Source organism: Streptomyces ochraceiscleroticus (assembly GCF_000720485.1).
In the GTDB taxonomy this organism is placed as follows: domain Bacteria; phylum Actinomycetota; class Actinomycetes; order Streptomycetales; family Streptomycetaceae; genus Streptomyces; species Streptomyces ochraceiscleroticus.
Genome location: NZ_JOAX01000014.1, coordinates 29337 through 54557 on the forward strand (window position 1 = coordinate 29337; position 25221 = coordinate 54557).

Annotated in this window: 20 protein-coding genes; 7 read left to right on the forward strand and 13 right to left on the reverse strand. The window is 71.9% G+C overall.

The features are described from left to right. Position 1 precedes the first annotated feature (1 nt). On the forward strand, positions 2-715 hold the full coding sequence (cseB, locus tag IG84_RS0118845; protein WP_031058433.1) for a two-component system response regulator CseB: 714 nt from the start codon (positions 2-4) through the stop codon (positions 713-715). Positions 716-722: 7 nt separating this feature from the next. Next, complete coding sequence (gene cseC, locus IG84_RS0118850) at positions 723-2030, forward strand: two-component system sensor histidine kinase CseC (protein WP_031058436.1); 1308 nt, start codon at positions 723-725, stop codon at positions 2028-2030. A 21-nt stretch (positions 2031-2051) separates the two neighbouring features. Here cseC and IG84_RS0118855 read toward each other — a convergent pair whose 3' ends face one another. Beyond that, on the reverse strand, positions 2052-3641 hold the full coding sequence (locus IG84_RS0118855) for an MDR family MFS transporter (protein ID WP_051861986.1): 1590 nt from the start codon (positions 3639-3641) through the stop codon (positions 2052-2054). Between the two features lie 159 nt (positions 3642-3800). Here IG84_RS0118855 and IG84_RS0118860 point away from each other — a divergent pair, with 159 nt between their 5' ends. Next, a complete protein-coding gene (locus IG84_RS0118860; protein WP_031058440.1) occupies positions 3801-4385 on the forward strand; it encodes a TetR/AcrR family transcriptional regulator in 585 nt (194 codons plus the stop codon). Between the two features lie 36 nt (positions 4386-4421). Here IG84_RS0118860 and IG84_RS0118865 read toward each other — a convergent pair whose 3' ends face one another. Next, positions 4422-5132, reverse strand: coding sequence for a M23 family metallopeptidase (locus IG84_RS0118865; protein WP_031058443.1), 711 nt, complete (start codon positions 5130-5132; stop codon positions 4422-4424). A gap of 503 nt (positions 5133-5635) precedes the next feature. Here IG84_RS0118865 and IG84_RS0118870 point away from each other — a divergent pair. Continuing rightward, positions 5636-8767: an NACHT domain-containing protein gene (locus IG84_RS0118870; RefSeq protein ID WP_051861987.1), complete on the forward strand. Its 3132-nt coding sequence runs from the start codon at positions 5636-5638 to the stop codon at positions 8765-8767. 50 nt (positions 8768-8817) lie between these two features. Further along, the gene (locus tag IG84_RS0118875; RefSeq protein ID WP_031058447.1) at positions 8818-11421 is read left to right on the forward strand and encodes an NACHT domain-containing protein; all 2604 of its coding nucleotides are present in this window, start codon (positions 8818-8820) and stop codon (positions 11419-11421) included. A 105-nt stretch (positions 11422-11526) separates the two neighbouring features. Here the strand turns inward: IG84_RS0118875 and IG84_RS0118880 are convergent, their stop codons facing one another. Beyond that, positions 11527-14046 carry an ATP-dependent Clp protease ATP-binding subunit gene (locus IG84_RS0118880; protein WP_031058449.1) on the reverse strand — a complete coding sequence of 840 codons (2520 nt, stop codon included), beginning with the start codon at positions 14044-14046 and terminating at the stop codon, positions 11527-11529. Positions 14047-14534: 488 nt separating this feature from the next. Here IG84_RS0118880 and IG84_RS0118885 point away from each other — a divergent pair, with 488 nt between their 5' ends. Next, positions 14535-15305, forward strand: a complete 771-nt coding sequence (locus IG84_RS0118885; protein ID WP_037800567.1) for an SCO3374 family protein — start codon at positions 14535-14537, stop codon at positions 15303-15305. Here IG84_RS0118885 and IG84_RS0118890 read toward each other — a convergent pair. From IG84_RS0118890 to IG84_RS0118935, 10 genes are all read right to left on the reverse strand, one after another. Continuing rightward, a complete protein-coding gene (locus IG84_RS0118890) occupies positions 15236-15568 on the reverse strand; it encodes a histone-like nucleoid-structuring protein Lsr2 (protein ID WP_030260437.1) in 333 nt (110 codons plus the stop codon). The genes IG84_RS0118885 and IG84_RS0118890 overlap by 70 nt on opposite strands. 156 nt (positions 15569-15724) lie before the next feature. Beyond that, on the reverse strand, positions 15725-16243 hold the full coding sequence (locus IG84_RS40705; RefSeq protein ID WP_063761818.1) for an amino-acid N-acetyltransferase: 519 nt from the start codon (positions 16241-16243) through the stop codon (positions 15725-15727). 9 nt (positions 16244-16252) lie between these two features. Beyond that, entirely contained in the window at positions 16253-16666 is a 414-nt protein-coding gene (locus IG84_RS40710; RefSeq protein ID WP_107053915.1) for a BlaI/MecI/CopY family transcriptional regulator, read from the reverse strand. A gap of 167 nt (positions 16667-16833) precedes the next feature. Beyond that, positions 16834-17013, reverse strand: coding sequence for a hypothetical protein (locus IG84_RS0118905; protein WP_030260426.1), 180 nt, complete (start codon positions 17011-17013; stop codon positions 16834-16836). Between the two features lie 47 nt (positions 17014-17060). After that, complete coding sequence (locus IG84_RS0118910; protein WP_169749885.1) at positions 17061-17738, reverse strand: hypothetical protein; 678 nt, start codon at positions 17736-17738, stop codon at positions 17061-17063. A 147-nt stretch (positions 17739-17885) separates the two neighbouring features. Then, on the reverse strand, positions 17886-18683 hold the full coding sequence (locus IG84_RS0118915; protein ID WP_031058461.1) for a type III pantothenate kinase: 798 nt from the start codon (positions 18681-18683) through the stop codon (positions 17886-17888). Beyond that, the gene (nadC, locus tag IG84_RS0118920) at positions 18683-19699 is read right to left on the reverse strand and encodes a carboxylating nicotinate-nucleotide diphosphorylase (protein WP_211266487.1); all 1017 of its coding nucleotides are present in this window, start codon (positions 19697-19699) and stop codon (positions 18683-18685) included. Before nadC ends, IG84_RS0118915 begins: the two co-directional genes overlap by 1 nt. Before the next feature lie 35 nt (positions 19700-19734). After that, complete coding sequence (locus IG84_RS0118925; protein ID WP_031058466.1) at positions 19735-21435, reverse strand: L-aspartate oxidase; 1701 nt, start codon at positions 21433-21435, stop codon at positions 19735-19737. A 25-nt stretch (positions 21436-21460) separates the two neighbouring features. Then, positions 21461-22621: a pantoate--beta-alanine ligase gene (gene panC, locus IG84_RS0118930; RefSeq protein WP_078649019.1), complete on the reverse strand. Its 1161-nt coding sequence runs from the start codon at positions 22619-22621 to the stop codon at positions 21461-21463. After that, on the reverse strand, positions 22618-23547 hold the full coding sequence (locus IG84_RS0118935; protein WP_031058470.1) for a Rossmann-like and DUF2520 domain-containing protein: 930 nt from the start codon (positions 23545-23547) through the stop codon (positions 22618-22620). Before IG84_RS0118935 ends, panC begins: the two co-directional genes overlap by 4 nt. 214 nt (positions 23548-23761) lie before the next feature. On the opposite strand from IG84_RS0118935, the gene IG84_RS0118940 reads away from it, so the two are divergent. Further along, on the forward strand, positions 23762-24916 hold the full coding sequence (locus IG84_RS0118940) for a threonine aldolase family protein (protein WP_037800569.1): 1155 nt from the start codon (positions 23762-23764) through the stop codon (positions 24914-24916). Positions 24917-25221 lie beyond the last annotated feature (305 nt).

The window sequence follows — 25221 nt, forward strand, 5'->3', positions numbered from 1 at the left end:
CATGGCCGAGACCCATGTGCTCTTCGTCGAGGACGACGACGTCATCCGGGAGGCCACCCAGCTCGCGCTGGAGCGCGACGGCTTCCGCGTGACGGCGATGCCCGACGGGCTGTCGGGCCTGGACGCCTTTCGCGCGACCCGGCCCGACATCGCGCTGCTGGACGTGATGGTGCCGGGCCTGGACGGCGTCAGCCTGTGCCGGCGCATCCGGGACGAGTCGACGGTCCCGGTGATCATGCTGTCCGCGCGGGCCGACTCCATCGACGTGGTGCTCGGCCTGGAGGCGGGCGCCGACGACTACGTCACCAAGCCGTTCGACGGCGCGGTACTGGTGGCCCGTATACGGGCGGTGCTGCGGCGCTTCGGACACGCCAGCGGCCCGGACAGCCGCAGCAATGCGGGCAAGGACGCGGCGGCGCCCGCGGCCGACGGGCCACTGCGCTTCGGTGACCTGGAGGTCGACACCGAGGGCATGGAGGTACGCAAGGGCGGCGCGCCCGTGGCGCTGACGCCGACCGAGATGCGGCTGCTGCTGGAGTTCTCCGACGCGCCGGGCACGGTGCTCTCCCGCGACCGGCTGCTGGAGCGGGTGTGGGACTACGACTGGGGCGGCGACACCCGGGTCGTGGACGTCCACGTCCAGCGGCTGCGCGGCAAGATCGGCCAGGACCGGATCGAGACGGTCCGCGGCTTCGGCTACAAGCTGAGAGGCTGACCCGCCGGTGGTCGGCCTCGCCCTGCGTACGGGACTGCGCTGGAAGCTCAGTGCGGCGATCGCGCTCGTCGGCGCGCTGGTCGCGATCGCGCTGAGCCTCGTCGTGCACAACGCCGCCCGCGTCTCCATGCTCGACAACAGCCGCGACGTGCAGATCGAGCGGCTGAACTTCACCCAGCGGATCTACGAGACCACCAGCCGGCTCCAGTTCGGCGCCCGCATCGACGACCCGAAGCTGCCCAAGGCGCTGCGCGCCGAGGTCGCCGAGGGCCGGCGCGCCACCTACCTGGAGGACAACGGGGAGGCCGCGCCGGAGGTGTGGGCCGCGGCGCCGCTGGACGACGGCCGGGTGCTGTCCCTCCACAACGACTACCCCGACCGCTTCACCGTCCTGGACGACCTGGACCAGGCGCTGTTCATCGGGTCCATCTCGGTCGTCGCGGCGGGCTGCGCGCTGGGCGTGCTGGTCGGCGGCCGGCTCTCGCAGCGGCTGCGAAAGGCGGCAGCGGCGGCCCGCAAGCTCGCCGAGGGCGACACGTCCGTCCGCGTACGGGACGAGATCGGCGGCCGGGTACGGGACGAGACGGACGAGCTGGCGCATGCCATGGACGCCATGTCGGACGCGCTGCAGACCCGTATCGAGGCCGAGCGGCGGGTCACCGCCGACATCGCGCACGAGCTGCGCACGCCGGTCACCGGGCTGCTCACGGCGGCCGAGCTGCTGCCCCCGGGCCGCCCCACCGAGCTCGTACGGGACCGGGCGCAGGCCATGCGGACGCTGGTGGAGGACGTACTGGAGGTGGCCCGGCTGGACGGCTACGCCGAGCGGGCCGAGCTGCAGGACGTGGACCTCGGGGAGTTCGTCCGGCGGCGGGTGCGCGCGCTGGGGCCCGACATCGAGGTCGAGATCGTGCGGGACGCGGAGGTCAGCACCGACCCGCGCCGACTGGAGCGGATCCTCGGCAACCTCATCGCCAACGCCTCCCGGCACGGCAGGCCGCCGGTCGAGGTCACGGTCGAGGGACGGGTGATCCGGGTCCGCGACCACGGGCCCGGCTTCCCCGAGGCGCTGCTGCGCGAGGGCCCGAGCCGCTTCCGTACGGGCAGCAGCGACCGGGCGGGGCGCGGCCACGGCCTGGGCCTGACCATCGCGGCGGGCCAGGCGCGGGTACTGGGCGCGCGACTGACCTTCCGCAACGCGGAGCCCGCCGTCGACGGCACGACCGGCGCCGTCGCGGTCCTCTGGCTCCCGGAGAACGCTCCGACGGCGACGGGCAGCTTCCCGGTGATCCAGCTCCCGGGCCCGCCGGACTGACCGGCGGGCCGGGCCGGGGCATCAGACGCCCTGCGGCTGCTTCGCGTCGTCGGCCGGCGCGGCGTCCTGCGGCGCGTCCGCCGGCTTCGCCGGGCCGCCGCGCAGCGGGACCTCCTTGAGGAACCACGCCGCGGCGAAGCCGATGACGCTGATGGCAGCGCCCCACAGGAAGACCAGGTGGGTGCCGTCGGCGACCGCGTGCAGGTACGCGTCCTTCATCTGGACCGGGAGCTGTGCCAGGCCCTTCGGGTCGAGCTGCGCACCGCCCGCCATGGCGTTGCCGCCGGCCGCGCCGACCCGCTCGGTCATGGTGCTCTGCACCTGGTGGGTGAAGAGCGCGCCGAAGATCGCCACGCCGAAGGAACCGCCGATCGTGCGGAAGAGCGTGGCGGAGGACGAGCCGACGCCCATGTCCTTCATCTCGACGCTGTTCTGCGCGATCAGCATGGTCGTCTGCATCAGGAAGCCCATGCCGGCGCCGAGGACGGCCATGTAGGCGCCCGAGGTGAAGCGGCTGGTGCCGGTGTCCATCAGGGACAGCAGGAAGAGGCCCGCGGTGATCAGTGCGCCGCCGCCGACCACGAAGATCTTGTACCGGCCGCTGGTCGTGGTGACCCGGCCCGCGACCAGCGAGACGGCCATCATCGCCAGCAGCATCGGCAGGAGCAGCAGTCCGGAGTTGGTGGCCGAGGCTCCCTGGACGGTCTGCTGGAAGAGCGGCAGGAAGGTCATCGACCCGAACATCACGAAGCCGACCAGGAAGCCGATCACGGTGACGAGTGAGAAGTTACCGTTGCGGAAGATGTGCAGCGGCAGCACCGGCTCGCTGACCTTGCGCTCCACCAGGACGAAGGCGGCGAGAGAGACCACGCCGAGCGCCCCGAGGCCGATGATCTGCGCCGAATCCCAGTCGTACTCCGTGCCGCCCCAGGTGGTGATCAGGACGAGCGCGGTGATGCCGACGGTGAGCAGCGCGGCGCCGACGTAGTCGATGCGCGCCTGGGTGCGCTTCTTCGGCAGGTGCAGTACGGCGGTGACCATGGCCAGGGCTATCGCGCCGAGCGGCAGGTTGATGTAGAAGCTCCAGCGCCAGCCGAGGTGGTCGGTGATGGTGCCGCCGACCAGCGGTCCGCCGATCATGGCGACGGCCATGACGCCGGCCATCATGCCCTGGTACTTGCCGCGCTCGCGGGGCGGGATGAGGTCGCCGATGATCGCCATGACGCCGACCATCAGTCCGCCGGCGCCCAGGCCCTGCACCGCGCGGAAGGCGATGAGCTGGCCCATGTCCTGGGCCATGCCGGAGAGCGCCGAGCCGATCAGGAACAGCACGATGGACGCCAGGAAGACGCCCTTGCGGCCGTACATGTCGCCGAGCTTGCCCCAGATCGGGGTGGAGGCGGCGGTGGCGAGGGTGTAGGCGGTGACCACCCAGGAGAGGTGGTCGAGGCCGCCGAGCTCGCCGACGATCGTCGGCATCGCGGTGCCCACGATCATGTTGTCGAGCATCGCGAGCAGCATCGCGATCATCAAGGCGAAGAGCACCACGCGCACGCTCGCGGGCTGTTTCCCGCCGCGCTCGGTCGGTGCGGTGGCCTGGGTGGCGGCCATCGTTCCCCCGTTCGTTTACTTACTTGCCGCCCGGCAAGTTTGGTTTACGATCAGGAAGGTAAACGGTAACTAGCCGGTCGTCAAGTAAGTTAAGGACGGGGCGGGGCTGACCAGGGATAGCCTGCGGGGGCGCCAGTACCGACGACGTAGGAGAGCACCATGGGCACAGCACGCGCGCGCAGGGGCGACACCCGGCAGCGCATTCAGGACGTGGCCCTGGACCTCTTCGCGCAGCAGGGGTACGACAAGACCTCGCTGCGGGAGATCGCCGAGCACCTCGACGTCACCAAGGCCGCCCTGTACTACCACTTCAAGACCAAGGAAGACATCGTCATCAGCCTCTTCGAGGACCTGGCCAGGCCCTGCGACGAGCTGATCGCGTGGGCCGCCGACCGGCCGCGCACGCTGGAAACGAAGACGGAGGTGCTCCGCCGCTACAGCGAGGCGCTGCGCGACGCCGCGCCGCTCTTCCGCTTCATGCAGGAGAACCAGGCCACCGTCCGCGATCTGAGCATCGGCGAGTCGTTCAAGGCGCGGATGCTCACGATGGTCGGGCTCCTCAAGGAGCCGGACGCCGAGCTGACGGACCAGGCCCGCTGCGTCACCGCGCTGGTATCGCTGCATTCGGGCATGTTCGCCATGCAGAACGTCGAAGGCGACCCCGAGGAGAAGCGCAGGGCCATCCTCGAAGTCGCCTTGGAATTGGTCACCGCGGCGCATGGGCCGGGCGCACCTCAGAAGTGATTCACCGCACTCGGAAGTGATTCACCGCACTCGGTCTCACATGTGCAGGTGCTCGCCCTGCAGGAACTTCATCGGCTCGATACCGGTGCCGTAGTCCGCGCCGGTACGGACCTCGAAGTGCAGGTGCGGGCCGGTGGAATTACCGGTGCTGCCGGAAAGCGCGATCTGCTGACCCGCGGACACCTTCTGGCCCACCTGGACCTGGATCTGCGAAAGGTGCGCGTACTGCGTGTACGTCTTGCCGCCGTGCTTGATCACAATGGCATTGCCGTACGCGGGGCCGTCACCGCCGCCGTTCGGGCCCGCCTTCACGACGGTGCCCTCGTGCGCGGCCTTCACCTTCGTACCGGTGGGCACCACGAAGTCCTGACCACTGTGCTTGTGCGACCAGTGGCTGCCGGCCAGGCCGAACTTCTCGCCCATGCCGTACTTGTCCACCGGCTTCTCCCAGCCGTTGGTCTTCTGCAGCTGCCGCTCGGCACGCTCGTGCCGGTCGGCGGCGGCCTTGGCGCGGTCGGCCACGGCCTTCTTCTCCGCGTCGATCGCCTTCTTCTGCGCGTCGGCCTGCGCGCTCACCGTGCTGCCCACGTCCGTGGAGAGGCCCTGGAGCGATACCGCGCCGCCGTCCATCGCCGAAGCAGCACCGGCACCCAGCGCGAGGGAGGCGCCCATTCCGGCCACGAGAACAGTGGCACGGGTACGCAGGGCGGGCTTCTTCGAATACCGGGTGAGGGAGAACTTCGACATACGGGGATTACCTCCGAAAGAATTGACTCCCGGCCGGGACCAACCGGGATCGCTATTCATTGGTAACCGCCGCTCGCGGGCCTGCCAAGAAGCCTTTCTACTACCTCACCCCGTATTGAAAGCCACGGGAATCAGCCCCTTGCGCTACCCGGCTCCGCCGCCCCAAAACATCCCCGTCCGGCCTGCGCGAAAGCCGATTCACTAGCCGGGATTCGGTCGCCACCAGTCATTTCCTTGATCCTCGACTTCCCGGGCGCAGGTCCCGCCCACCCCCCTGCCAAAAGTCCCGGGTCCCCGGGGAAACGGGTCCCGCAGTACTGTCCGGCGCCTTTCCTATGGCCTTTAGTAGGCCCGGAATCCGCTGTGCGGCATGTCACCGAACCCCCCGTTCCGTCCGCTTTGCGCGAGGCCCTTGGTATGTCCGTTTCGGGACCAAGGGCCTGTGATCCCGGTAACGTAATAGGCCGCATCCGGCCCGGCGGAAAGAAGGGGGAGGGCCTGGTATGGACCCCTCGGCACTCGGCGCGCGGCTGGCGTCGTCCATCGTCGCGCCGCTCGTGAAGCGGCTCTTCGTGAAGGAGGGGCCCGGCGCGGGCCTGGCGGAGAAGCCGGTACGGGTGTCGGCGCTGGTGTCGTTCACGGGCGAGAAGCGCACGCTCACCGAGGGCGATCTGCGGAAGATCGCCGAGGAGCTGGTCACACGCGCGGTGCGCGCGGCCGGGCCCGGCGAGCGGCCCGTCCCCGCCGACGAGGAGAGTGCCGTCGCCGACGCGCTCGCGCGGACCCTGTACGGCCTGGGCGAGCTGGCCATGGACGACGTACAGGCCGTCCAGCTCGGCGCCCCCGCGCTCGCGGAGCGGCTGCGGCGGGCCAACGGGGCCCGGCTCGACGCGCTCTCCCGGGACGCCGGACTGCTGCACGACGCCCTGCTCGGCGTGGCCTGCCTGCACATCGTGCACTTCTTCACCCAGCGCTCGACCTTTGTCGCGCGCACCCTCGTCCAGCACAGCCGGAGCCTGGACCGGCTCGTCACGCTGACCGACGAGCTCATCGCGCGGAATCCCTCACCACGGGCCGCGGACACCGCCTTCGAGCGGGACTACCTCGCCTACCTCGGCAAGAAGCACGGCCGGCTGACGATCTACGGCATCGACCTGGCACATTCCCCGGACCGGTGGCCACTGGACGCGGCGTACATGAGCCTGGAGGCGACGTACGCGGACCGCGCGCTCCCCGCCGCCGAGGACACGTTCTTCACCGGCCTGGACGACGCCCCGGCCCCGCACGCGCCGCCGGTCCCCGCCGACCACGCGCTCGCCGGGCACAGCCGGGTCCTGCTGCGCGGCGTGGCGGGCTCCGGCAAGAGCACGCTGGTGCAGTGGCTCGCGGTCTCCTGCACCCCGGCGGGCGACGCGGTCGCGATGCCGCACCTCTACGGGCGCATCCCCTTCGTCCTGCCCCTGCGGACGCTCCAGCGCGCCGGCGCGGACCTCCCCACGCCCGACCGCTTCCTCGCGGCCGTCGGCTGCCCGGTGTCCGGCGCGCAGCCGGACGGCTGGGCGCACCGGGTCCTGACGAGCGGGCGCGGGCTGGTCCTCGTGGACGGGCTGGACGAGATACCGGAACGGGAGCGGGACCGGACCCGGCGCTGGCTGCGCGACCTCCTCGACGCGTTCCCGCACAACCTGTGGATGGTGACCTCGCGCCCCTCCGCCGTGCGCGAGGACTGGCTCGCGGCCGACGGCTTCACGGAGCTGACGCTCGCGCCGATGAGCCGGGACGGCGTGGCCCTGTTCATCGGGCGCTGGCACGCGGCGGCCCGCGCGGACGCCCCGGCGGACGAGGACCGGCTGGCCGCGTACGAACAGTCGCTGCTGCACGCCGTACGCACCAAGGCGGACCTGGCGCGGCTGGCCACCAACCCCCTGATGTGCGGGCTGATCTGCGCGCTCCACCGGGACCGGCGCGGCTACCTGCCGCACGGGCGCAAGGAGCTGTACGACGCGGCGCTGACGATGCTGCTCTCGCGCCGCGACCGCGAGCGCGACATGGACGGCCCGGACGGCATCGAGCTGAGCGACGAGCCGCAGATCCAGCTCCTCCAGCGGCTCGCGTACTGGCTGATCCGCAACGGCCGGACGGAGCTGGACCGGGAGCACGCCGAGCGCATCATCGCGGACGCGCTGCCGGCCGTGCCCGCGGCGGCGGCCCAGGGCGACGCGGCCGCGGTCTTCCGGCACCTGCTGCTCCGCAGCGGCCTGCTGCGCGAACCGGCCCCGGGCGCCGTCCACTTCGTGCACCGCACCTTCCAGGACTACCTGGGCGCGCGGGCCGCGGTCGAGGAGTGGGACATCGGACTGCTGATCGCCCACGCACACGACTCCCAGTGGGAGGACGTGATCCGGATGGCGGTCGCCCACGGCCGGCCGCGCGAACGGGCGGAGATCCTGCGGGAATTGCTGGCTCGCGCGGACGCCGCGAGCGGCGCGGACGAGCGTACGGTACGCACCCGCATCCAGCTCCTCGCGCTGGCCTGCCTGGAACACGCCTCCGAACTGGACCCGGTGGTCCGCCGGGCCGTGGAGGAACGGACGGCGGAGCTGCTGCCGCCCCGCTCCGCGGAGGAGGCCCGGGAGCTGGCGGCGGCGGGATCGCTGGTACTGGAGTTCCTGCCGGGCCCGGAGGGGTTGAGCGACGACGAGGCGGTCGCGGTCACGGTGGCCGCGTCGAATGTGGAGTCGGACCGCGCACTGCCCGTACTGGCGCGCTTCCGGGACCATCCGGCGCTCCGGGTCCGCTCGCAACTCGTCTGGGCGTGGCACCGGTTCGACGCGGAGCGGTACGCGGAGGAGGTCGTCCGGCACCTCGATCCGGACGGGCTGCGGTTCAGCGTGCACAACGACGAACAGCTGCGCATTCTGCTCGGGTTGGGCGGCCGCGAGCGGATCGACGTACGGGGCGAGGTGTCGCAGGAGGCGCTCGCCTCGTACGCCCGGGAGGCCGGGGTCACGGTCCTGCGCATCGCGTCCGACCACATCACCGACCTCGGTTTCCTGCGGGACGTGCCGGGACTCAGGGACCTGACCTTGTCCGCCGCACCGGTCAGCGATCTGTCCCCGCTCTCCGGCCTCCCCCTCGAGCGGCTGTCGCTCTTCGACCTCCCCGGCGCCCACGACCTGCGCCCGCTCGCCTCGCTGACCGGCCTCCGCCACCTGACGGTGCACCTGCCGAACACCCCCTGGCACGTCGACGAGCTGCCGAAGGGCGCGCCGCTGCGGCTCCTGCGACTGGGCGGCAGCGCGTCCCGCGACTGGTCCGCCCCTGTCGGTCTGCAGGCGTGGCCGGACCTCCGGGAACTCCTGCTCGACCCTCCTGCCTTCCCACAGGACGCCGCCGGCTGGGCGGAGATCGCGGCGCTGGAGTCACTGAGGTGGCTCAGCATGGACGCCGACTGCCTGGCCGCCTGCCCGGCCGGGTTCACGATGCCCGGGCTCACCGACCTCAGACTCTTCTCGCGTACAGGGGAGCAGCCCGACCCGGAAGCCGTGACTCGCCACTTTCCGGGACTGCGGAATCTCTACACCACCGGGCCGGGTAACCCCCTCTCCCGCATCGCCTTCACTCCCCTACCCTGAGTCCCCAACCGCGTTGCCCGCGCTCACCAGTTACCGGGGGACACCGCCGCATGGATCCCACGACCGCCGCCGCCCGTCTCACTCCCGAAGCCGTCACGCCGCTCGTGAGAGCGCTGTTCGTGAGCGCGGAGGAGGCGGCGGAGGCGGGCGTGCCGGCCGACCGGCCGGTGCCCCTCGCGCGGCTCGTCGCCTTCCGCGGGGAGAAGCCGGCGCTCAGCGGGGAGGACCTCGAAGCGCTCGCCGGGCGGCTCGTGGCGATCGCCGCCCCCGACGAGGCGGCGGCGCGTCCGGTGGCCGGCGCGCTGGCGCACACGCTCGGGGTACTCGGCGCGAGCGGGCTGGACGACTGGCAGGCCGTACAGCTCCCGCCCGCCGACTTCGCGCGCCGGCTGCGCGTCGCCGCACCGGAAGCGGAGCACGGGCTGGCCCCCGACGGCAGCGCGCTGCTCACGGTCGTGCTCGACGCCGTGGCCGTACACCTCCTGTACTTCCTCACACAGCGGTCGGACTTCGTCGCGCGCACGCTCGTGGAGGAGACCCGGCGGCTGGCGGAGCAGGCCGCACCCGGGCCCCGGCCCGACGAGGCATCAGTACCCGCGGCGCCCGCCGACGACGCCGCCTTCGAGGAGCGGTTCGCGCGGGACACCACCGTGCTCCACAACCACCTCACGATCTTCGGCATCGACCTCGCGCACTCGCCGGACAGCTGGCCGCTGGACGCGGCCTACCTGGGGCTGCAGTGCGAGCGCGGGCAGCCACGGCTGCCCGCGGCACCGCACGAACAGCGCGACCCGGGGCCGCAGGCCCCGCCCGTCCCCGCCGAGCAGGCGCTTGCCGGGCTGGACAAGGTGCTCGTACGGGGCGTCGCGGGGTCCGGCAAGACGACGCTGCTGCAGTGGCTGGCGGTCGCCACGGCGCGCGGCGAGCCGCCCGAGGCACTGGCCGCGGAGCTGCACGGCCGGGTACCGTTCCTGCTGCCCGTACGCCGCTTCGCGTCCCGCTCCGGCATCCCGTCGCCGGACGGCTTCCTGGCGGCCATGGGATACCCGGGCGCGGACGCGCAGCCCCCCGGCTGGGCGGAGCGGGTGCTGCGGGCCGGCCGCGGGCTGCTGCTGGTCGACGGCGTGGACGAGGCGCCGGAGGACGACCGCGAGCGGCTCCGGCTGCGGCTGCGCGACTGGGCGGAGCAGTACCCGGGCAACGTCTGGGTGGTGACCTCCCGGCCGTCCGCCGTGCCGGAGGACTGGCTGGCCGCCGACGGGTTCACCGAGCTGCGGCTGGCACCGATGAGCCGCGAGGACGTCGCGGCGTTCATCCAGCGCTGGCACCGCGCCGCGGCCCAGCAGTCGCCCGCCGACCTGGACCGGCTCGGGCACTACGAGCGGACGCTGCTGAACGCCGTACGCATCACCCGGGACCTGGGGCGGCTGGCGACCAACCCGCTGATGTGCGGGCTGCTGTGCGCGCTCCACCGGGACCGGCGCGGCTATCTGCCCAGCGGGCGCAAGGAGCTGTACGACGCGGGGCTGTCGATGCTGCTGGAGCGGCGGGACCGGGAGCGGGCGATGGTGGCCACCGACGCCATCGACCTGCCGCGGCAGCCGAAAATACAGCTTCTGCAGAAGCTGGCGCGCTGGATGCTGGTCAACGGCCGGTCCGAGATGGACCGCGACGTCGCCGTGGACACCCTGGCCCAGCACCTGCCCGCCATTCCCGACGCGGCCCGCCAGGGCGACGCCGAGGACGTCTACCGGCATCTGCTGAACCGCACGGGTCTGCTGCGCGAAACGACGCCCGGCACGGTGGACTTCGTACACCGGACGTTCCAGGACTATCTGGCCGCGCGGGCCACCGTGCAGCAGCACGATTTCGCCCTGCTGCTGGACCACGCGCACCACACGGAGTGGGAGGACGTCATCCGGATGGCGGTCGCCCTCGCCCGGCCCGACGAGTGCGCGACGCTGCTGAACGGGCTGCTGGCGCCGCACGCGGGCGTACGCGCCGCGGATGCCCGGCACCGCAAGCTGCTGGCCGCCGCCTGCCTGGAGCACGCCACGGAGCTGGACCCGGAGGTCCGGGGGCGGGTGCAGCGCTTCACGCGCGACATGATGCGGCCGACCACCGCGGCCGGGGCCCGCGCGCTGGGCTGGATCGGGCCGATCGTCCTGGAGATGCTGCCGGACCCGGCCAAGGCCACCAACGCCGAGGCGTACCTCCTCGCCCTCACCGCCACCTCCATCGGCGACGACATGGCCATCGACTACCTCACCGGGCTGCGGGAGCGGCCGCACCTGGACGTGCGGGCGCAGCTCGCGAGCGCCTGGCGGCGGTACGACACCGAGCGGTACGCGCGGGAGATCATCGCCCACCTCGACGACGCCGAGCTGTACTTCCCGGTGTCCGACCTGGAGGAGCTGCACGCGCTGCGCCGGCTCGGCGGCCGGCCGCACCTCCAGATCGCCGGACGGTTCACGCCCGACCAGCTCATCGAGGGCATCGTCGCCGAGCGGCTGACCCGGCTGTGGCTCTCCTACGACCTGGGCGTCCCGATGGACTGGCTGGCCGCCTTCCCGCGCCTGGACACACTCCTGGTGGGCAGCAGGCTGCCGCGCCCGGCCGGCGTGCCGGAGGGCATAGAGGTCGTGGAGCTCTAGGGGCTTGCGACGGACCTTCGAGGAGCACCCCCGGCATACGCAAAACACCGCTGCCCCGGAACCACGCGGTGGTTCCGGGGCAGCGGCGGTGAGCTGCGGTGGCGCTTACGCGTCCTTGCTCAGGTTCGGGCCCGAGCCGGCGGACTCGATCGGCGGGGCGTCGGGCAGGGCCGACTTCTCCTCGCCGCGGAAGGTGAACTTGGCGTTCTCCCCCTCGCCCTCGACATCGACGACCACGATGTGGCCCGGACGCAGCTCGGTGAAGAGGATCTTCTCCGAGAGGGCGTCCTCGATCTCGCGCTGGATCGTCCGGCGCAGCGGGCGGGCGCCCAGCACCGGGTCGTAACCGCGCTTGGCGAGCAGCGACTTGGCCTCGGCGCTGAGCTCGATGCCCATGTCGCGGTCCTTGAGGCGCTCGTCCACCTTGGCGATCATCAGGTCGACGATCTGGATGATGTCTTCCTCGGTGAGCTGGTGGAAGACCACCGTGTCATCGACACGGTTCAGGAACTCCGGCCGGAAGTGCTGCTTGAGCTCTTCGTTGACCTTGTTCTTCATCCGCTCGTAGCCGGACTTGACGTCACCCTGGGCGGCGAAGCCCAGGTTGAAGCCCTTGGAGATATCCCGCGTGCCGAGGTTCGTCGTCATGATGATGACGGTGTTCTTGAAGTCCACGACCCGGCCCTGGGAGTCGGTCAGGCGACCGTCCTCCAGGATCTGCAGCAGGGAGTTGAAGATGTCCGGGTGGGCCTTCTCGACCTCGTCGAAGAGGACCACGGAGAACGGCTTGCGGCGGACCTTCTCGGTCAGCTGGCCACCCTCTTCGTAGCCGACGTAGCCGGGAGGCGAACCGAAGAGCCGGGAGACCGTGTGCTTCTCGCTGAACTCCGACATGTCGAGGGAGATCAGCGCGTCCTCGTCGCCGAAGAGGAACTCGGCGAGCGTCTTGGACAGCTCGGTCTTACCGACACCGGACGGGCCCGCGAAGATGAACGAACCGCCGGGGCGCTTCGGGTCCTTCAGGCCGGCACGCGTACGCCGGATGGCCTGCGAGAGCGCCTTGATGGCGTCCTTCTGGCCGATGACGCGCTTGTGCAGCTCGTCCTCCATGCGGAGGAGACGGGAAGACTCCTCCTCGGTGAGCTTGAAGACCGGGATGCCCGTGGCCGTGGCCAGGACCTCGGCGATCAGCTCGCCGTCGACCTCGGCGACGACGTCCATGTCGCCGGCCTTCCACTCCTTCTCCCGCTTCGCCTTCGCGGCCAGGAGCTGCTTCTCCTTGTCGCGCAGGCCCGCGGCCATCTCGAAGTCCTGCGAGTCGATCGCGGACTCCTTCTCCCGGCGCACGTCGGCGATCTTCTCGTCGAACTCGCGGAGGTCCGGCGGCGCGGTCATCCGGCGGATGCGCATCCGGGAACCGGCCTCGTCGATCAGGTCGATCGCCTTGTCCGGCAGGAAGCGGTCGGAGATGTACCGGTCGGCGAGCTGAGCCGCCTGGACCAGCGCCTCGTCCGTGATCGAGACGCGGTGGTGCGCCTCGTAGCGGTCGCGCAGGCCCTTGAGGATCTCGATCGTGTGCGGCAGCGACGGCTCCGCGACCTGGATCGGCTGGAAACGGCGCTCGAGGGCCGCGTCCTTCTCCAGGTGCTTGCGGTACTCGTCGAGCGTGGTCGCACCGATGGTCTGCAGCTCACCGCGGGCCAGCATCGGCTTCAGGATGCTGGCGGCGTCGATCGCGCCCTCGGCGGCACCCGCACCCACCAGGGTGTGGAGCTCGTCGATGAACAGGATGATGTCGCCGCGGGTGCGGATCTCCTTGAGCACCTTCTTCAGGCGCTCCTCGAAGTCACCGCGGTACCGGGAGCCGGCGACCAGGGCACCGAGGTCGAGGGTGTAGAGGTGCTTGTCCTTGAGGGTCTCGGGCACCTCGCCCTTGACGATGGCCTGGGCCAGGCCCTCGACGACCGCCGTCTTGCCGACGCCGGGCTCGCCGATGAGGACCGGGTTGTTCTTCGTACGGCGGGACAGCACCTGCATGACCCGCTCGATTTCCTTCTCGCGCCCGATGACCGGGTCGAGCTTGGTCTCCCGAGCGGCCTGCGTGAGATTGCGGCCGAACTGGTCCAGGACGAGGGAGGTCGAGGGCGTGCCCTCGGCGGGGCCGCCCGCGGCGGCCGTCTCCTTGCCCTGGTAGCCGGAGAGCAGCTGGATGACCTGCTGCCGCACCCGGTTCAGATCGGCGCCCAGCTTCACGAGGACCTGGGCGGCGACGCCCTCCCCCTCGCGGATCAGGCCGAGCAGGATGTGCTCGGTGCCGATGTAGTTGTGGCCGAGCTGAAGGGCCTCACGGAGCGACAGCTCCAGGACCTTCTTGGCACGGGGGGTGAAGGGAATGTGACCGGACGGGGCCTGCTGGCCCTGGCCAATGATCTCCTCCACCTGCTGGCGGACCGCCTCGAGCGAAATCCCGAGGCTCTCCAGGGCCTTAGCGGCGACACCCTCACCCTCATGGATCAGGCCCAGGAGAATGTGCTCGGTGCCGATGTAGTTGTGGTTGAGCATCCGGGCTTCTTCCTGAGCCAGGACGACAACCCGCCGCGCGCGGTCGGTGAACCTCTCGAACATCGTTAATCGCTCCTCAGAGCGGTCAGGCAGTTAGGGGTCGGTCCCCTCCCTGTCCTTCCGCATGCTAGTCCCGCGGGGCGGGACAGCTCATTCCAACTGCCGACACCCGTCCTTGGCCTCCTGCCCCGAACAGCCGACATCTGCTCCAACCCGATGGTGCGAGACGATGTTCCCGCAGGCCAGGCATATACGCCCCATGCCAGTACGCCCATGGCGAACGCGGCCTTGCCCGACACGCCCGCGCTTCTCGCGCGGCCGTCGCGTACATCCCGCTCAGAGCGCCGATTCATCGTCCCTCCCCTCGCGAAAAGTCTTACCCGCTGCCTCTGACAGTCCATCCGCGCGGCCCGCCTTACTCCGCTACGGGCGAACACCCTTGCGCCGTTTTACGCGCCCGCACGCCCGTCCTATACCCATCGGACGAGCACGGTACGTATCCACACCTCAACCCAGCGTAACTTCTGAGCATTTCGGGAGTTGCACCGGTCATGGCCCTCGCGCTCCCGCGCCCCCGCGATCCGCTGCTCGCCGCAGGCCCTGCGGCGCGGCAGTGGTACGAGCAGGCGCTGGGCTGGCCGACGGCCGGCGGGGAGCCGCTCCGGCTGCGCACGGGAATCCGCTTCGACGTCCTGGAGATGCCCGCGGACGCCGGATTCGCCACGCTGCGCCGTGCCGGGCGCACGGGCCCGGTCGCGCTCGGCAGGAGCCAGGGGCGCCCGTACAGCTCCCAGGAGCCCGGAGAGCCGGTCCTGCGCCTTCTGGTGGCCACCGGCGCGGCGGACGAGCTGCCAGGGGTGCTGGAGTGGCTGGAGTGGGGCTCGGTGGGCCTGGAGCTGACCGCTCTCGGCTCCGGCGACCTGATGCCCGCGCCACCGCCTGTGGCGCCCTGGACGCCGGCCGCGCGAGAGGCGACGGCGCCGGTCCCGGCAGCGGGGCCTGGGCTGCCTGCGGGGGTCGGTCCGTGGGGGGCCGCGTGGGTACGGCCTCCGGAGCCGGGCTGCGATGTCGAGGCGACGCTGCCCTCCACGGGGAGCGGGGCAGGTCTCGGGGGCGGTGGTGGGGTTCCCCGTACATCACGTATGGGGCGCGCCCCCGACCTCGTACGGCTCGTGAGCGTGGCGGCGACGGAATGCCACCGGGCCCGGTTGCTGCGCGTAAGAAAAGGTCGAACGGATCGCTTCCGCGGTGATCAGCCGTTGGCCTTCTCGTACGCCTCGCGGACGGTCGCGGGGACGCGGCCGCGGTCATTGACCTCGTAGCCGTTCTCCTTGGCCCACTTACGGATCTCAGCGGTGTCCTTGTTGCCGGACGAGGCGGCACGCGCCTTGCCACGGCCGCTCGCGGCACGACCGGTACGGCGGCCGGCCTTCACGAACGTCTCAAGGGCGTCGCGCAGCTTCTCCGCGTTGCCGTTGCTGAGGTCGATCTCATAGGACTTACCGTCGAGCGCGAACGTCACCGTCTCGTCGGCCTCGCCACCGTCGAGGTCGTCGACAAGAAGAACCTGAACCTTCTGTGCCACCGGTTTCCCTTTCATCGAATGTGGATTACGACGGAAAGCAAACCGCTTTTCCGGGAAAAACACAAACCCCCGGGTCGGGTTCAGATGCGACAGGTCCGGGGAACACCGGCTTCGACAGCTATGAGATAGGGGCGCGATTCGGACATAGAAGGCTGATCACAGGTGCAGAAGCATGCGACTGTTGCCTAGGGTGTTGGGCTTCACTCGTTCGAGACCGAGGAACTCGGCGACGCCCTCGTCATAGGAACGCAGCAGCTCGCTGTAGACATCGCCGTCGACCGGAGTCTCGCCGATCTCCACGAAGCCGTGCTTGGCGAAGAAGTCGACTTCGAAGGTCAGACAGAAAATACGGCGCACTCCCAGCCAGCTTGCTGTACGGAGCAGCTTGTCCAGGACCAGATGTCCCACGCCCGCGCCCTTGAGCTGCGGGGCGACGGCGAGGGTACGGACCTCCGCGAGGTCTTCCCACATGACGTGCAGTGCGCCGCAGCCCACCACCTCGGCGTCCTCGTCGCGCTCGGCCACCCAGAACTCCTGGATGTCCTCGTAAAGCGTGACGGTGGCTTTGTCCAGCAGGATCCCGTCACGCGAGTAGGAGTCGATGAGGCGGCGTACGGCGGGCACATCACTGGTCCGGGCCCGGCGGACGGTGACGCCATTCGATAGCGGTGGCATGCAAGGACGCTATCGTTCCGACTCGCCCGCTCCGGAGCCGGGTTCCGCGACTTCCTCCGGTGTCCCCGCTTGGACGACGCGCATGGCATCGCTGAGGGCCTGCCGCTGTTCCTGCGACATCATCCCGAAGAAGGCGACGAGGGCGGCCGCGGGGTTGTCGCTCACGGACCACGCTTCGTTCATCAGTGCGGCCGAGTAGGCGGCGCGAGTGGAGACCGCCTCATATCTATAGGCCCGGCCTTCCGCTTCTCGCCGTACCCAGCCCTTCTGGTGAAGGTTGTCCAATACGGTCATCACCGTGGTGTACGCGATGGACCGTTCCTTCTGCAGATCTTCGAGTACTTCCCGAACGGTTACCGGCCGGTTCCACTGCCAGACCCGCGTCATGACGGCATCTTCCAGTTCACCCAAACGTCTCGGCACACGAGAACAATAGTGGGAGATGTCCAGAATGCCGCGTGTTCGCGTCGGCGAGCGACCGATTCATCGCAGAAAAAGGCGTACGGCCCGGGATGTGCAATCCCGGGCCGTACGTCACATTCGCGAAGCTCGAAGACCGGAGCGGATCACACCGCTCCGATGCGCGCGGTTCAGGCGCCGTGCGCCTTCGGCTCCTGGCGGGCGGACTCGGCGCTCTGGAGAACGGCGTCCACGGCCGCGTCCTCCTTGGCCTTGTTCGCGCCGCCCTGGCTCTTGATCATCGTCACGATGACCGCGGTGAAGGCAATGGCCATCACTACGGGGGGCAGCAGCGCCGATACGTAATCCATGCCGAGGGCCTCCTTGTGCGACGAGGGTTCCAGAGTACGCGCCGTGCTCAGGCCGTCCGGGCCGCGGGGGGCGGGGAGGGCCTGCGGCGGGGCGGGAAGACCTCGCCGGGGGTGGGTACGGGACGGCCGCGGCGGCCCGGCTGCGGGCCCGCCGGACCGGGCTGCGGGGGCTTCGACGGCGGCTGCTGACCGGGCTGCGGGACGGGCGGGCGCTCCGGCTCGTCGGCCAGCCGGCCGCCGGGCAGGGCGCGCAGCCGGGCGCGCACGGAGGGCTCGGCGGCCTGCTCGGCGGCCTGCTCGCAGCGGCGCAGCAGGGCCGTGCGGCGGGCCCGCTCGGCCGGTCCCGCGTCCACCGAGCGCAGCACCCGGAGCGCGCCGAGGTCGTCCGGGCCCGGGGCGTATCCGGCCGCCAGGGCCTCCTGGAGCCGCCCCAGATAGCCGTGTACGGAGCCCGGGAGCGCGTCGCGGTACCGGGCGAGGTCGGCGAAGAGGAAGGCGCGCAGCCGGCCGCCTTCGCGCTCCGCCTCGTCCAGCGCCTCGGCGAGCCGGAGGCACTCCTGGACCTGTTGCGCGCGCCGCGGATCACGGGTCGCGGGGACGGCACCGGCGGGAGCGGGGACGGGGACGGAAGCGGGCTGGAGGGCGGTGGCGAGGGCGCGGCGGAGCACGCGCAGTTCGTCCGCGCTGAACGCCATGCCGCCGCGGTATCCGTATGGCGTGGGCATGGGCCCGACTTTAATTACTAAACGGACAAAAACCCTGGTATTTGGAATTCCCGGGTGCGGCGCACGGGAGAGTGCTAGGGACGCGCCTTACGGGGCGCCGCGGGGCGCCCCGTATTCAGTTCCGCTTCTGCACTGCTCAGTGCCGCTTCATTGCCGCCCGACGTTGCGCTCGTACACCAGGCGCAGCCCGATGAGGGTGAGCCAGGGTTCGTGCATGTCGATCGTGGAGGACTCGCCCAGCACCATCGGAGCCAGCCCGCCCGTGGCGATGACGGTCACCTCCTCCGGGTCCTCGGCCAGCTCCCGCGCCATCCGCTGGACGACGCCGTCGACCTGGCCGGCGAAGCCGTACAGGATGCCGGACTGCATCGCCTCGACGGTGTTCTTGCCGATGACGCTGCGCGGCCGGGCCAGCTCGATCTTGCGGAGCTGCGCGCCCCTGACGCCCAGCGCGTCCACCGAGATCTCGATGCCCGGCGCGATCACGCCGCCCACGTACTCACCGCGCGCGCTCACCGCGTCGAACGTGGTGGCCGTGCCGAAGTCCACGACGACCGCCGGGCCGCCGTACAGCTCCACGGCCGCGAGGGAGTTGATGATGCGGTCGGCGCCGACCTCCTTGGGGTTGTCCATGAGGATCGGCACGCCGGTCTTCACGCCCGGCTCGACCAGTACGGCCGGCACGTCGCCGTAGTAGCGGCGGGTGACCTCGCGCAGCTCGTGCAGGACCGAGGGGACCGTCGAGCAGATCGAGATGCCCTCGATGCCGTCGCCCAGCTCCTCGCCGAGCAGCGGGTGCATCCCCATCAGGCCGTTGAGCAGCACGGCCAGCTCGTCGGCGGTACGGCGGGCGTCGGTGGAGATCCGCCAGTGCTCGACGATCTCCTCACCGTCGAACAGGCCCAACACTGTATGGGTGTTACCGACGTCGATGGTCAGCAGCATCAGGCCCCGGCCTCCCCGGCTCCCTCGTCCGCGCCGCCCTCGCGCAGGTCCAGGCCGATGTCCAGGATCGGCGAGGAGTGCGTGAGGCTGCCGACCGCGAGGTAGTCCACGCCGGTCTCCGCGTACGTACGGGCGTTGCCCAGGGTCAGGCGGCCGGAGGACTCCAGCATCGCGCGGCCCGCGACCAGCTCCACGGCCTCCCGGGTCTGCTCCGGCGTGAAGTTGTCCAGCAGGATCAGGTCGGCGCCCTCGGCGAGGATCGGCGGGATCTGGTCGAGGCGGTCGACCTCCACCTCGATCGGCACGCCGGGGAACTCGGTCCGTACGGCCTTGAACGCCTCGGCGACGCCGCCGGCGGCCACGACGTGGTTGTCCTTGATGAGCGCCGCGTCCGAGAGCGACATGCGGTGGTTCACGCCGCCGCCGCAGCGCACGGCGAACTTCTCCAGGGACCGCAGGCCCGGCGTCGTCTTACGGGTGTCGCGCACCCGCGCCTTCGTGCCCTCCAGGGCGTCCGCCCAGGCACGCGTCGCGGTGGCGATGCCGGAGAGCCGGCACAGCAGGTTCAGCGCGCTGCGCTCCCCGGTGAGCAGATCGCGCGTGCGGGCCGTGACCGAGATCAGCTTCTGCCCCGCCTCGACCCGGTCACCCTCCTCGACGTGCCGCTCGACCGCGAACTCGTCCGTGCACACGACGGAGAGCACCGCCTCGGCGACCCGCAGCCCCGCGACCGTACCGGCGTCGCGCGCGGTGAAGTCGGCGGTGGCGACGGCGTCCTCGGGGATGGTCGCGACGGTGGTGACGTCCACGCCCTGGTCGAGGTCCTCCTCGATGGCCAGGTGCGCGATGTCCTCGACCTGTACCGGGTCCAGCCCCTCGTTCACCAGCAGGGCGGCCAGGTCCGGGTCCAGGCCGCACTCCAGCGGGTCCAGCTCGTACGCGTCGTCGCCGGAGCCGCAGCCGCAGGCGTCGCCGCAGCCACCGCCTGCGCCGGTGTCCGGGTTCTGCCCCGGCATGCCGATCTGGAGAAGGGGAAGGTCGTCGGGCGTGCTCACGGGTTCGGCTCCGTTTCGGGATGGGTGGCGGGGAAGTCGGCGGAGTCCGTGACCCGGAATTCCACCGTGTGGGGCGGGCGGAAGGTGACCACGGAGTGGCGCTGCCAGACCTCGTCGTTCCGGTCGGGGTGGTCCTCCCGCCAGTGGCAGCCACGGGTCTCCTCGCGCGCCCGGGCACCGGAAACCAGGGCACGCGCGACCAGCAGGAGGTTGGTGGCCTCCCATGCTTCCACGCCGGGCTCGGCGGACTTGCCCTCCTCGGATTCCGCCGACGCCCTGGAGGTCAGCCGTACGAGCGCCTTGTAGGCCCCCGCGATGCTGTCGGCGGACCGCAGCACTCCGACACCCGCCGTCATGATCCGCTGGATCTCGAAACGCGTCTCGGGCGCGAGCAGCGGTACGGGCGGGCCCTCGGGCAGCCGCGGCTCCCCGGGGCGCGGCAGCGGCCGCGGCCCGATGTCGGCCGCGATGCGTTCCGCGAAGACCAGGCCCTCGAGGAGGGAGTTGGAGGCGAGCCGGTTCGCGCCGTGCACGCCGGTGCAGGCGACCTCGCCGCACGCGTACAGGCCCGGCACGGTCGTCCGGCCGTGCAGATCGGTCCGTACGCCACCGGAGGCGTAGTGCGCGGCGGGTGCGACCGGGATCGGCTCGGTGACCGGGTCGATGCCGTGGCTGCGGCAGGCCGCCAGGATGGTCGGGAAGCGCTGCTCCCACATGGCCGCACCGAAGTGCCGCGCGTCCAGGTACATGTGCTCGGTGCCCTGCTCCTGGGCGCGGCGCATGATGCCCTTCGCCACGATGTCGCGCGGCGCCAGTTCGGCGAGCTCGTGCTGCCCCACCATGAAGCGGACACCGTCACCGTCCACGAGGTGGGCGCCCTCGCCGCGCACCGCCTCGGAGATCAGCGGCTGCTGCCCCTCGGCCTCCGGGCCCAGGTAGAGCACGGTCGGGTGGAACTGTACGAATTCGAGGTCGGAGATCTCGGCGCCGGCCCTGAGGGCCAGCGCGACCCCGTCGCCCGTGGAGACGGACGGGTTGGTCGTCGCCGAGAAGACCTGGCCCATGCCGCCGGTGGCGAGCACCACGGCCGGGGCGTGCACGGCGCCCACGCCGTCGTGCTGGCCCTCGCCCATCACGTGCAGGGTGACGCCCGCCGTACGGCCTTCGGCGTCCGTGAGGAGGTCCAGGACGAGCGCGTTCTCGATGGTGCGCAGGCCCTTGGCGCGTACCGCCTCGACCAGCGCGCGGGAGATCTCCGCGCCGGTGGCGTCGCCGCCCGCGTGCGCGATCCGGCGCCGGTGATGGCCGCCCTCGCGGGTCAGCGCGATGCCTGCGCCGTCCTCGTCCGGGTCGAAGCGCGCGCCCGTGGCGATCAGCCGCCGAACCGCGTCCGGGCCCTCGGTGACCAGCGTGCGGACCGCCGCCTCGTCGCACAGCCCGGCGCCCGCCACGAGCGTGTCGTCGCGGTGCTGCTCCGGGGTGTCGCCCTCGCCGAGGGCCGCGGCTATGCCGCCCTGCGCCCAGCGCGTGGAGCCGTCGTCCAGCCGGGCCTTGGTGACCACGACCGTACGGTGGCCGGCCGCCGCGCAGCGCAGCGCGGCGGTCAGCCCTGCGACGCCGGAGCCGACCACGACGACGTCCGCGTCGATGGCCCAGCCGGGCGCGGGGGCGTCGAGTCGTATGCCGGGCCCGGTCACCTCGGTCATCGGGGCGCTCCTGCGGTCATCGTGGCTCTCCTGCTGACGGGGGTCCGCTCTGCGGTACGGCGGGCCCGAAAGTGAGGCGGATGTTGTCGATGAGGCGGGTGGTACCGACCCGTGCGGCGACGACCAGCACCGCCTCGCCTTCGTACCCGCCCTTGTACGGCCCGTCGTCCGGGGCCCGCTCCGCGTCCGGGAGCACCGTGAAGCCGTCCGGGTCGACCAGCTCCAGGTAGTCCAGCTCCAGCGGCGGGTCGAAGCGCGCCGCGTCCTCCAGGACGGCGCGGGCCGCCGCACGGGCCACGGCCGGGCCCTGCGGGCTGCCGGCGGACGCCACGTAGGCGAGGGCGTGCGCGTCGGCCGCCGCCCGGTCCTCGCCCATCGCGGCCAGGCCCACGGCACGCGCCTCGGAGTGCGTACCGGACCCGGCGCGCACCCGCAGCGCCTCTTCGGCGGCCAGCCGGTCGCGGGCCGCGAACAGGGCGCGCGAGAGGGCCAGCGCGGTCCGGCGCTCCTCGGGCGAGAGGTAGCGGTTACGGCTGGAGAGCGCCAGCCCGTCCTCCTCCCGTACGGTCGGCACGCCGACGATCTCCACGGGGAAGTTCAGGTCGCGCGCCATACGGGTCACTATGGCGAGCTGCTGGGCGTCCTTCTGGCCGAAGAAGGCCACGTCCGGTGCCGTGAGGTGGAGCAGCTTGGCGACGACGGTGGCCATGCCGTCGAAGTGGCCGGGGCGCGAGGCGCCTTCCAGCACGTCACCCATGGGGCCCGCGCTGATGCGCACCTGGGGCTCGCCGCCCGGGTAGACCTCCTCGACCGACGGCGCGAAGACCGCGTCGGCGCCGGCCGACCCGGCCACCACGATGTCGGCGTCCAGCGTGCGCGGGTAGCGGTCCAGGTCCTCGCCCGCGCCGAACTGCAGGGGATTCACGAAGACGGTGACCACGACCTGCCCCTCGGGGCCGACGTGCGCGCGTGCCGTACGGACCAGCGTCGCGTGGCCCTCGTGCAGCGCGCCCATCGTCATCACGACGGCACGGCGGCCGCGGCGCGGCAGGGCCCGCAGCTCGGCGGCGGTGCTCACCAGGCGGGGGCGGCCGACGGGCGCGGGAGCGGGGGCGGGGGCGGGGGCGGCCGACGGGATGTGGGCGTCCGTAGCGGCCGGCTGCGCGGTGCTGTTCATCGGGTGCCTCCCTCCGTGCGGTCCGGGTCTCCGGCGAGCACGCCGAGCAGGTCCTCGGCGAGCTCCGGCTTGAGCAGACCGTGCGCGAGCGCCCGGTCCGCCGTCGTACGGGCCATGGCGAGGTATCCGGCGACCGCCTGCGGGGAGTGCTTGCGCAACTCCGCGACGTGCGCGGCGACCGTACCGGCGTCACCGCGTGCGACCGGCCCGGTCAGCGCGGCGTCCCCGGAGCGCAGCGCGTTGTCCAGCGCGGCGCCCAGCAGCGGTCCGAGCATCCGGTCCGGTGCGCCGACCCCGGCCGCGCGCAGCAGCTCCAGGGACTGGGCGACCAGCGTGACGAGGTGGTTGGCACCGATGGCCAGGGCCGCGTGGTACAGCGGCCGGGCGGCCTCCTCGATCCACTCGGGCTCGCCGCCCATCTCGATGACCAGCGCCTCGGCGGCCATCCGCAGCTCCTCGGGCGCGGTGACCCCGAAGGAGCAGCCGGCCAGCCGCTGGACGTCCACGGAGGTGCCGGTGAACGTCATGGCGGGGTGCAGCGCCAGCGGCAGCGCGCCGGCCCGGGTGGCCTCGGCCAGCACGCCGGCGCCGAACCGTCCGGAGGTGTGCACGAGGAGCTGTCCCGGCCGCACGGCGCCGGTCTCCGCGAGCCCGGCGACCAGGCCGGGCAGCGCGTCGTCGGGGACCGTCAGCAGCACCAGCTCGGCGCGCGCGAGGACCTCCTCCGGCGTCACGAGCGGCACGTCGGGCAGGAGCGCGGCGGCGCGCCGCCGGGAGGCGTCGGAGACGCCGGAGACGGCGACCGGGTGGTGCCCGGCGAGCTGCAGGGACGCGGCGAGCGCGGGCCCTACGCGGCCTGCCCCGACGACACCGACGGTGAGCCGGGCGGGGCGGTCCTGGGCCTCGGTAAGGGGATTCTCATTCACGCGGCAATGGCCTTCCGTTCCAGTCCGCGGGGGGTACCGGACGTTTCCTGGTCATGCTACGCGGTGTTCCGCGCGCGCCCCGAGGGACGGACGGCAGGTGAGACGGGCATCTCGTGGCCGCACCGAAACTCCCCTCGCCGCCCGGGGGGCGATACGGGAGGATCGGGCCGCGTACACGCGGTACGCGAGCGGGGCCGAGGAGGGCGGGCAGCACATGACCGACCAGGACGACCGGACGCGCCGGCTCGCAGCCTGGCGCGGCTGTGACCGGGCACTGATGCGCAGCGCCGGCGACGAGACCGTCGCCGAGCGGCTGGCCCGGCTGACCGCCGACGCGCCCGGAGCGTACGACCTGGACACCCCGGTGGACTTCTACGCCGACGAGGAGAGCGCCGTCGGCACCCTGGAGCGGCGGACAGCGGAGCTGCTGGGCACCGAGGCCGCCGCGTTCTTCCCCACCGGCGCGATGGCGCAGCAGGTCGCGCTGCGCTGCTGGGCGGGGCGTACGGGCAGCGCCACCGTGGCCGGGCATCCCATGTCGCACCTGGAGGTGCACGAGCGGGACGCGTACGCCGTGGTCAGCGGGTTGCGCATGATCCACCCGACACGGGAGCCCCGGCTGCCGACCGCCGAGGAGGTACGCGGCCTGGACGAGCCCTTCGGGACGCTCGCGCTGGAACTGCCGCTACGGGATGCCGGTTTCGTGCTGCCCTCGTGGGACGAGCTGGTGGCCGTGGCCGACGCGGCCCGGGAGCGGGACGCGGTGGTGCATTTCGACGGGGCGCGGCTGTGGGAGTCGGCGCCGCACTTCGGGCGCCCGCTCCCGGAGATCGCCGATCTCGCCGACAGCGTGTACGTGTCGTTCTACAAGTCACTCGGCGGGATATCCGGCGCCGCGCTGGCCGGCAGCGAGGACTTCGTGGCCGAGGCGCGGGCCTGGCGGCACCGGTACGGCGGCCTGCCGTTCCAGCAGTGGCCGGCCGCACTCGCCGCGCTCACCGGGCTGGACCGGGAGCTGCCGCGCCTCCCGGAGTACGTCGCGCACGCCAAGGTGGTCGCGCGGGCGCTGTCCGAGGGGCTGGCCGAGTGCGGCGTGCCGTGGTTCCGGGTGCATCCCGACCCGCCGCACACCCACGACTTCCAGGTGTGGCTGCCGCACGCCCCCGAGGTGCTGAACGAGGCCGCCCTGCGGCAGGCGGAGGAGACCCGTACGGCGCTCTTCCGCCGCTGGTGGGGCGGAGAAGTGCCGGGCGTCGCGGTGACCGAGATCCACGTGGGTTCAGCCGCGCTGGGCTGGACTGCCGCCTCCGTGCGGGGCGCGCTCCCGGACTTCCTGGCGCGGGTGCGGGCGGTGGCCGACGGGGGCTGAGGCGGGCGTACGGCGCCGGAACAGGGCCCGGACGGCACGCAGGGCCCGGGCCGGCAGTCGGCCTGCGGGCGGAGTGACGACGGCCTCGAAGCGCCGCCAGTCGCGGACGGCGCGCAGCGCCCGTACGTCACCAGTACCGGGCAACGGCGGCCCGGCCTCCCCCCGCTGAGCTGCGCGGTAGACATCGATCATGTGCTGCTGCATCGCGTTCATGCCCTCCACGGTGGGCGGCGCGCGGCCCCCGGGGCACGCCGATTGACGGGAGCCGTCAAACGTCGGCGGGCGCGCCTCCCGGGTCACGCATG

Bases quoted from the DNA above. Each gene is read 5' to 3' on its own strand.
- IG84_RS0118940 (WP_037800569.1), top strand. From the start codon at position 23,762: ATGACCGACCAGGACGACCGGACGCGCCGGCTCGCAGCCTGGCGCGGC.
- IG84_RS0118880 (WP_031058449.1), bottom strand. From the start codon at position 14,046: ATGTTCGAGAGGTTCACCGACCGCGCGCGGCGGGTTGTCGTCCTGGCT.
- IG84_RS0118905 (WP_030260426.1), bottom strand. From the start codon at position 17,013: ATGGATTACGTATCGGCGCTGCTGCCCCCCGTAGTGATGGCCATTGCC.
- IG84_RS0118910 (WP_169749885.1), bottom strand. From the start codon at position 17,738: ATGCCCACGCCATACGGATACCGCGGCGGCATGGCGTTCAGCGCGGAC.
- IG84_RS0118870 (WP_051861987.1), top strand. From the start codon at position 5,636: ATGGACCCCTCGGCACTCGGCGCGCGGCTGGCGTCGTCCATCGTCGCG.
- IG84_RS0118915 (WP_031058461.1), bottom strand. From the start codon at position 18,683: ATGCTGCTGACCATCGACGTCGGTAACACCCATACAGTGTTGGGCCTG.
- IG84_RS0118860 (WP_031058440.1), top strand. From the start codon at position 3,801: ATGGGCACAGCACGCGCGCGCAGGGGCGACACCCGGCAGCGCATTCAG.
- nadC (WP_211266487.1), bottom strand. From the start codon at position 19,699: ATGCCGGGGCAGAACCCGGACACCGGCGCAGGCGGTGGCTGCGGCGAC.
- IG84_RS0118885 (WP_037800567.1), top strand. From the start codon at position 14,535: ATGGCCCTCGCGCTCCCGCGCCCCCGCGATCCGCTGCTCGCCGCAGGC.
- panC (WP_078649019.1), bottom strand. From the start codon at position 22,621: ATGAACAGCACCGCGCAGCCGGCCGCTACGGACGCCCACATCCCGTCG.
- IG84_RS40705 (WP_063761818.1), bottom strand. From the start codon at position 16,243: ATGCCACCGCTATCGAATGGCGTCACCGTCCGCCGGGCCCGGACCAGT.
- IG84_RS0118875 (WP_031058447.1), top strand. From the start codon at position 8,818: ATGGATCCCACGACCGCCGCCGCCCGTCTCACTCCCGAAGCCGTCACG.
- IG84_RS0118855 (WP_051861986.1), bottom strand. From the start codon at position 3,641: ATGGCCGCCACCCAGGCCACCGCACCGACCGAGCGCGGCGGGAAACAG.
- IG84_RS0118865 (WP_031058443.1), bottom strand. From the start codon at position 5,132: ATGTCGAAGTTCTCCCTCACCCGGTATTCGAAGAAGCCCGCCCTGCGT.
- cseB (WP_031058433.1), top strand. From the start codon at position 2: ATGGCCGAGACCCATGTGCTCTTCGTCGAGGACGACGACGTCATCCGG.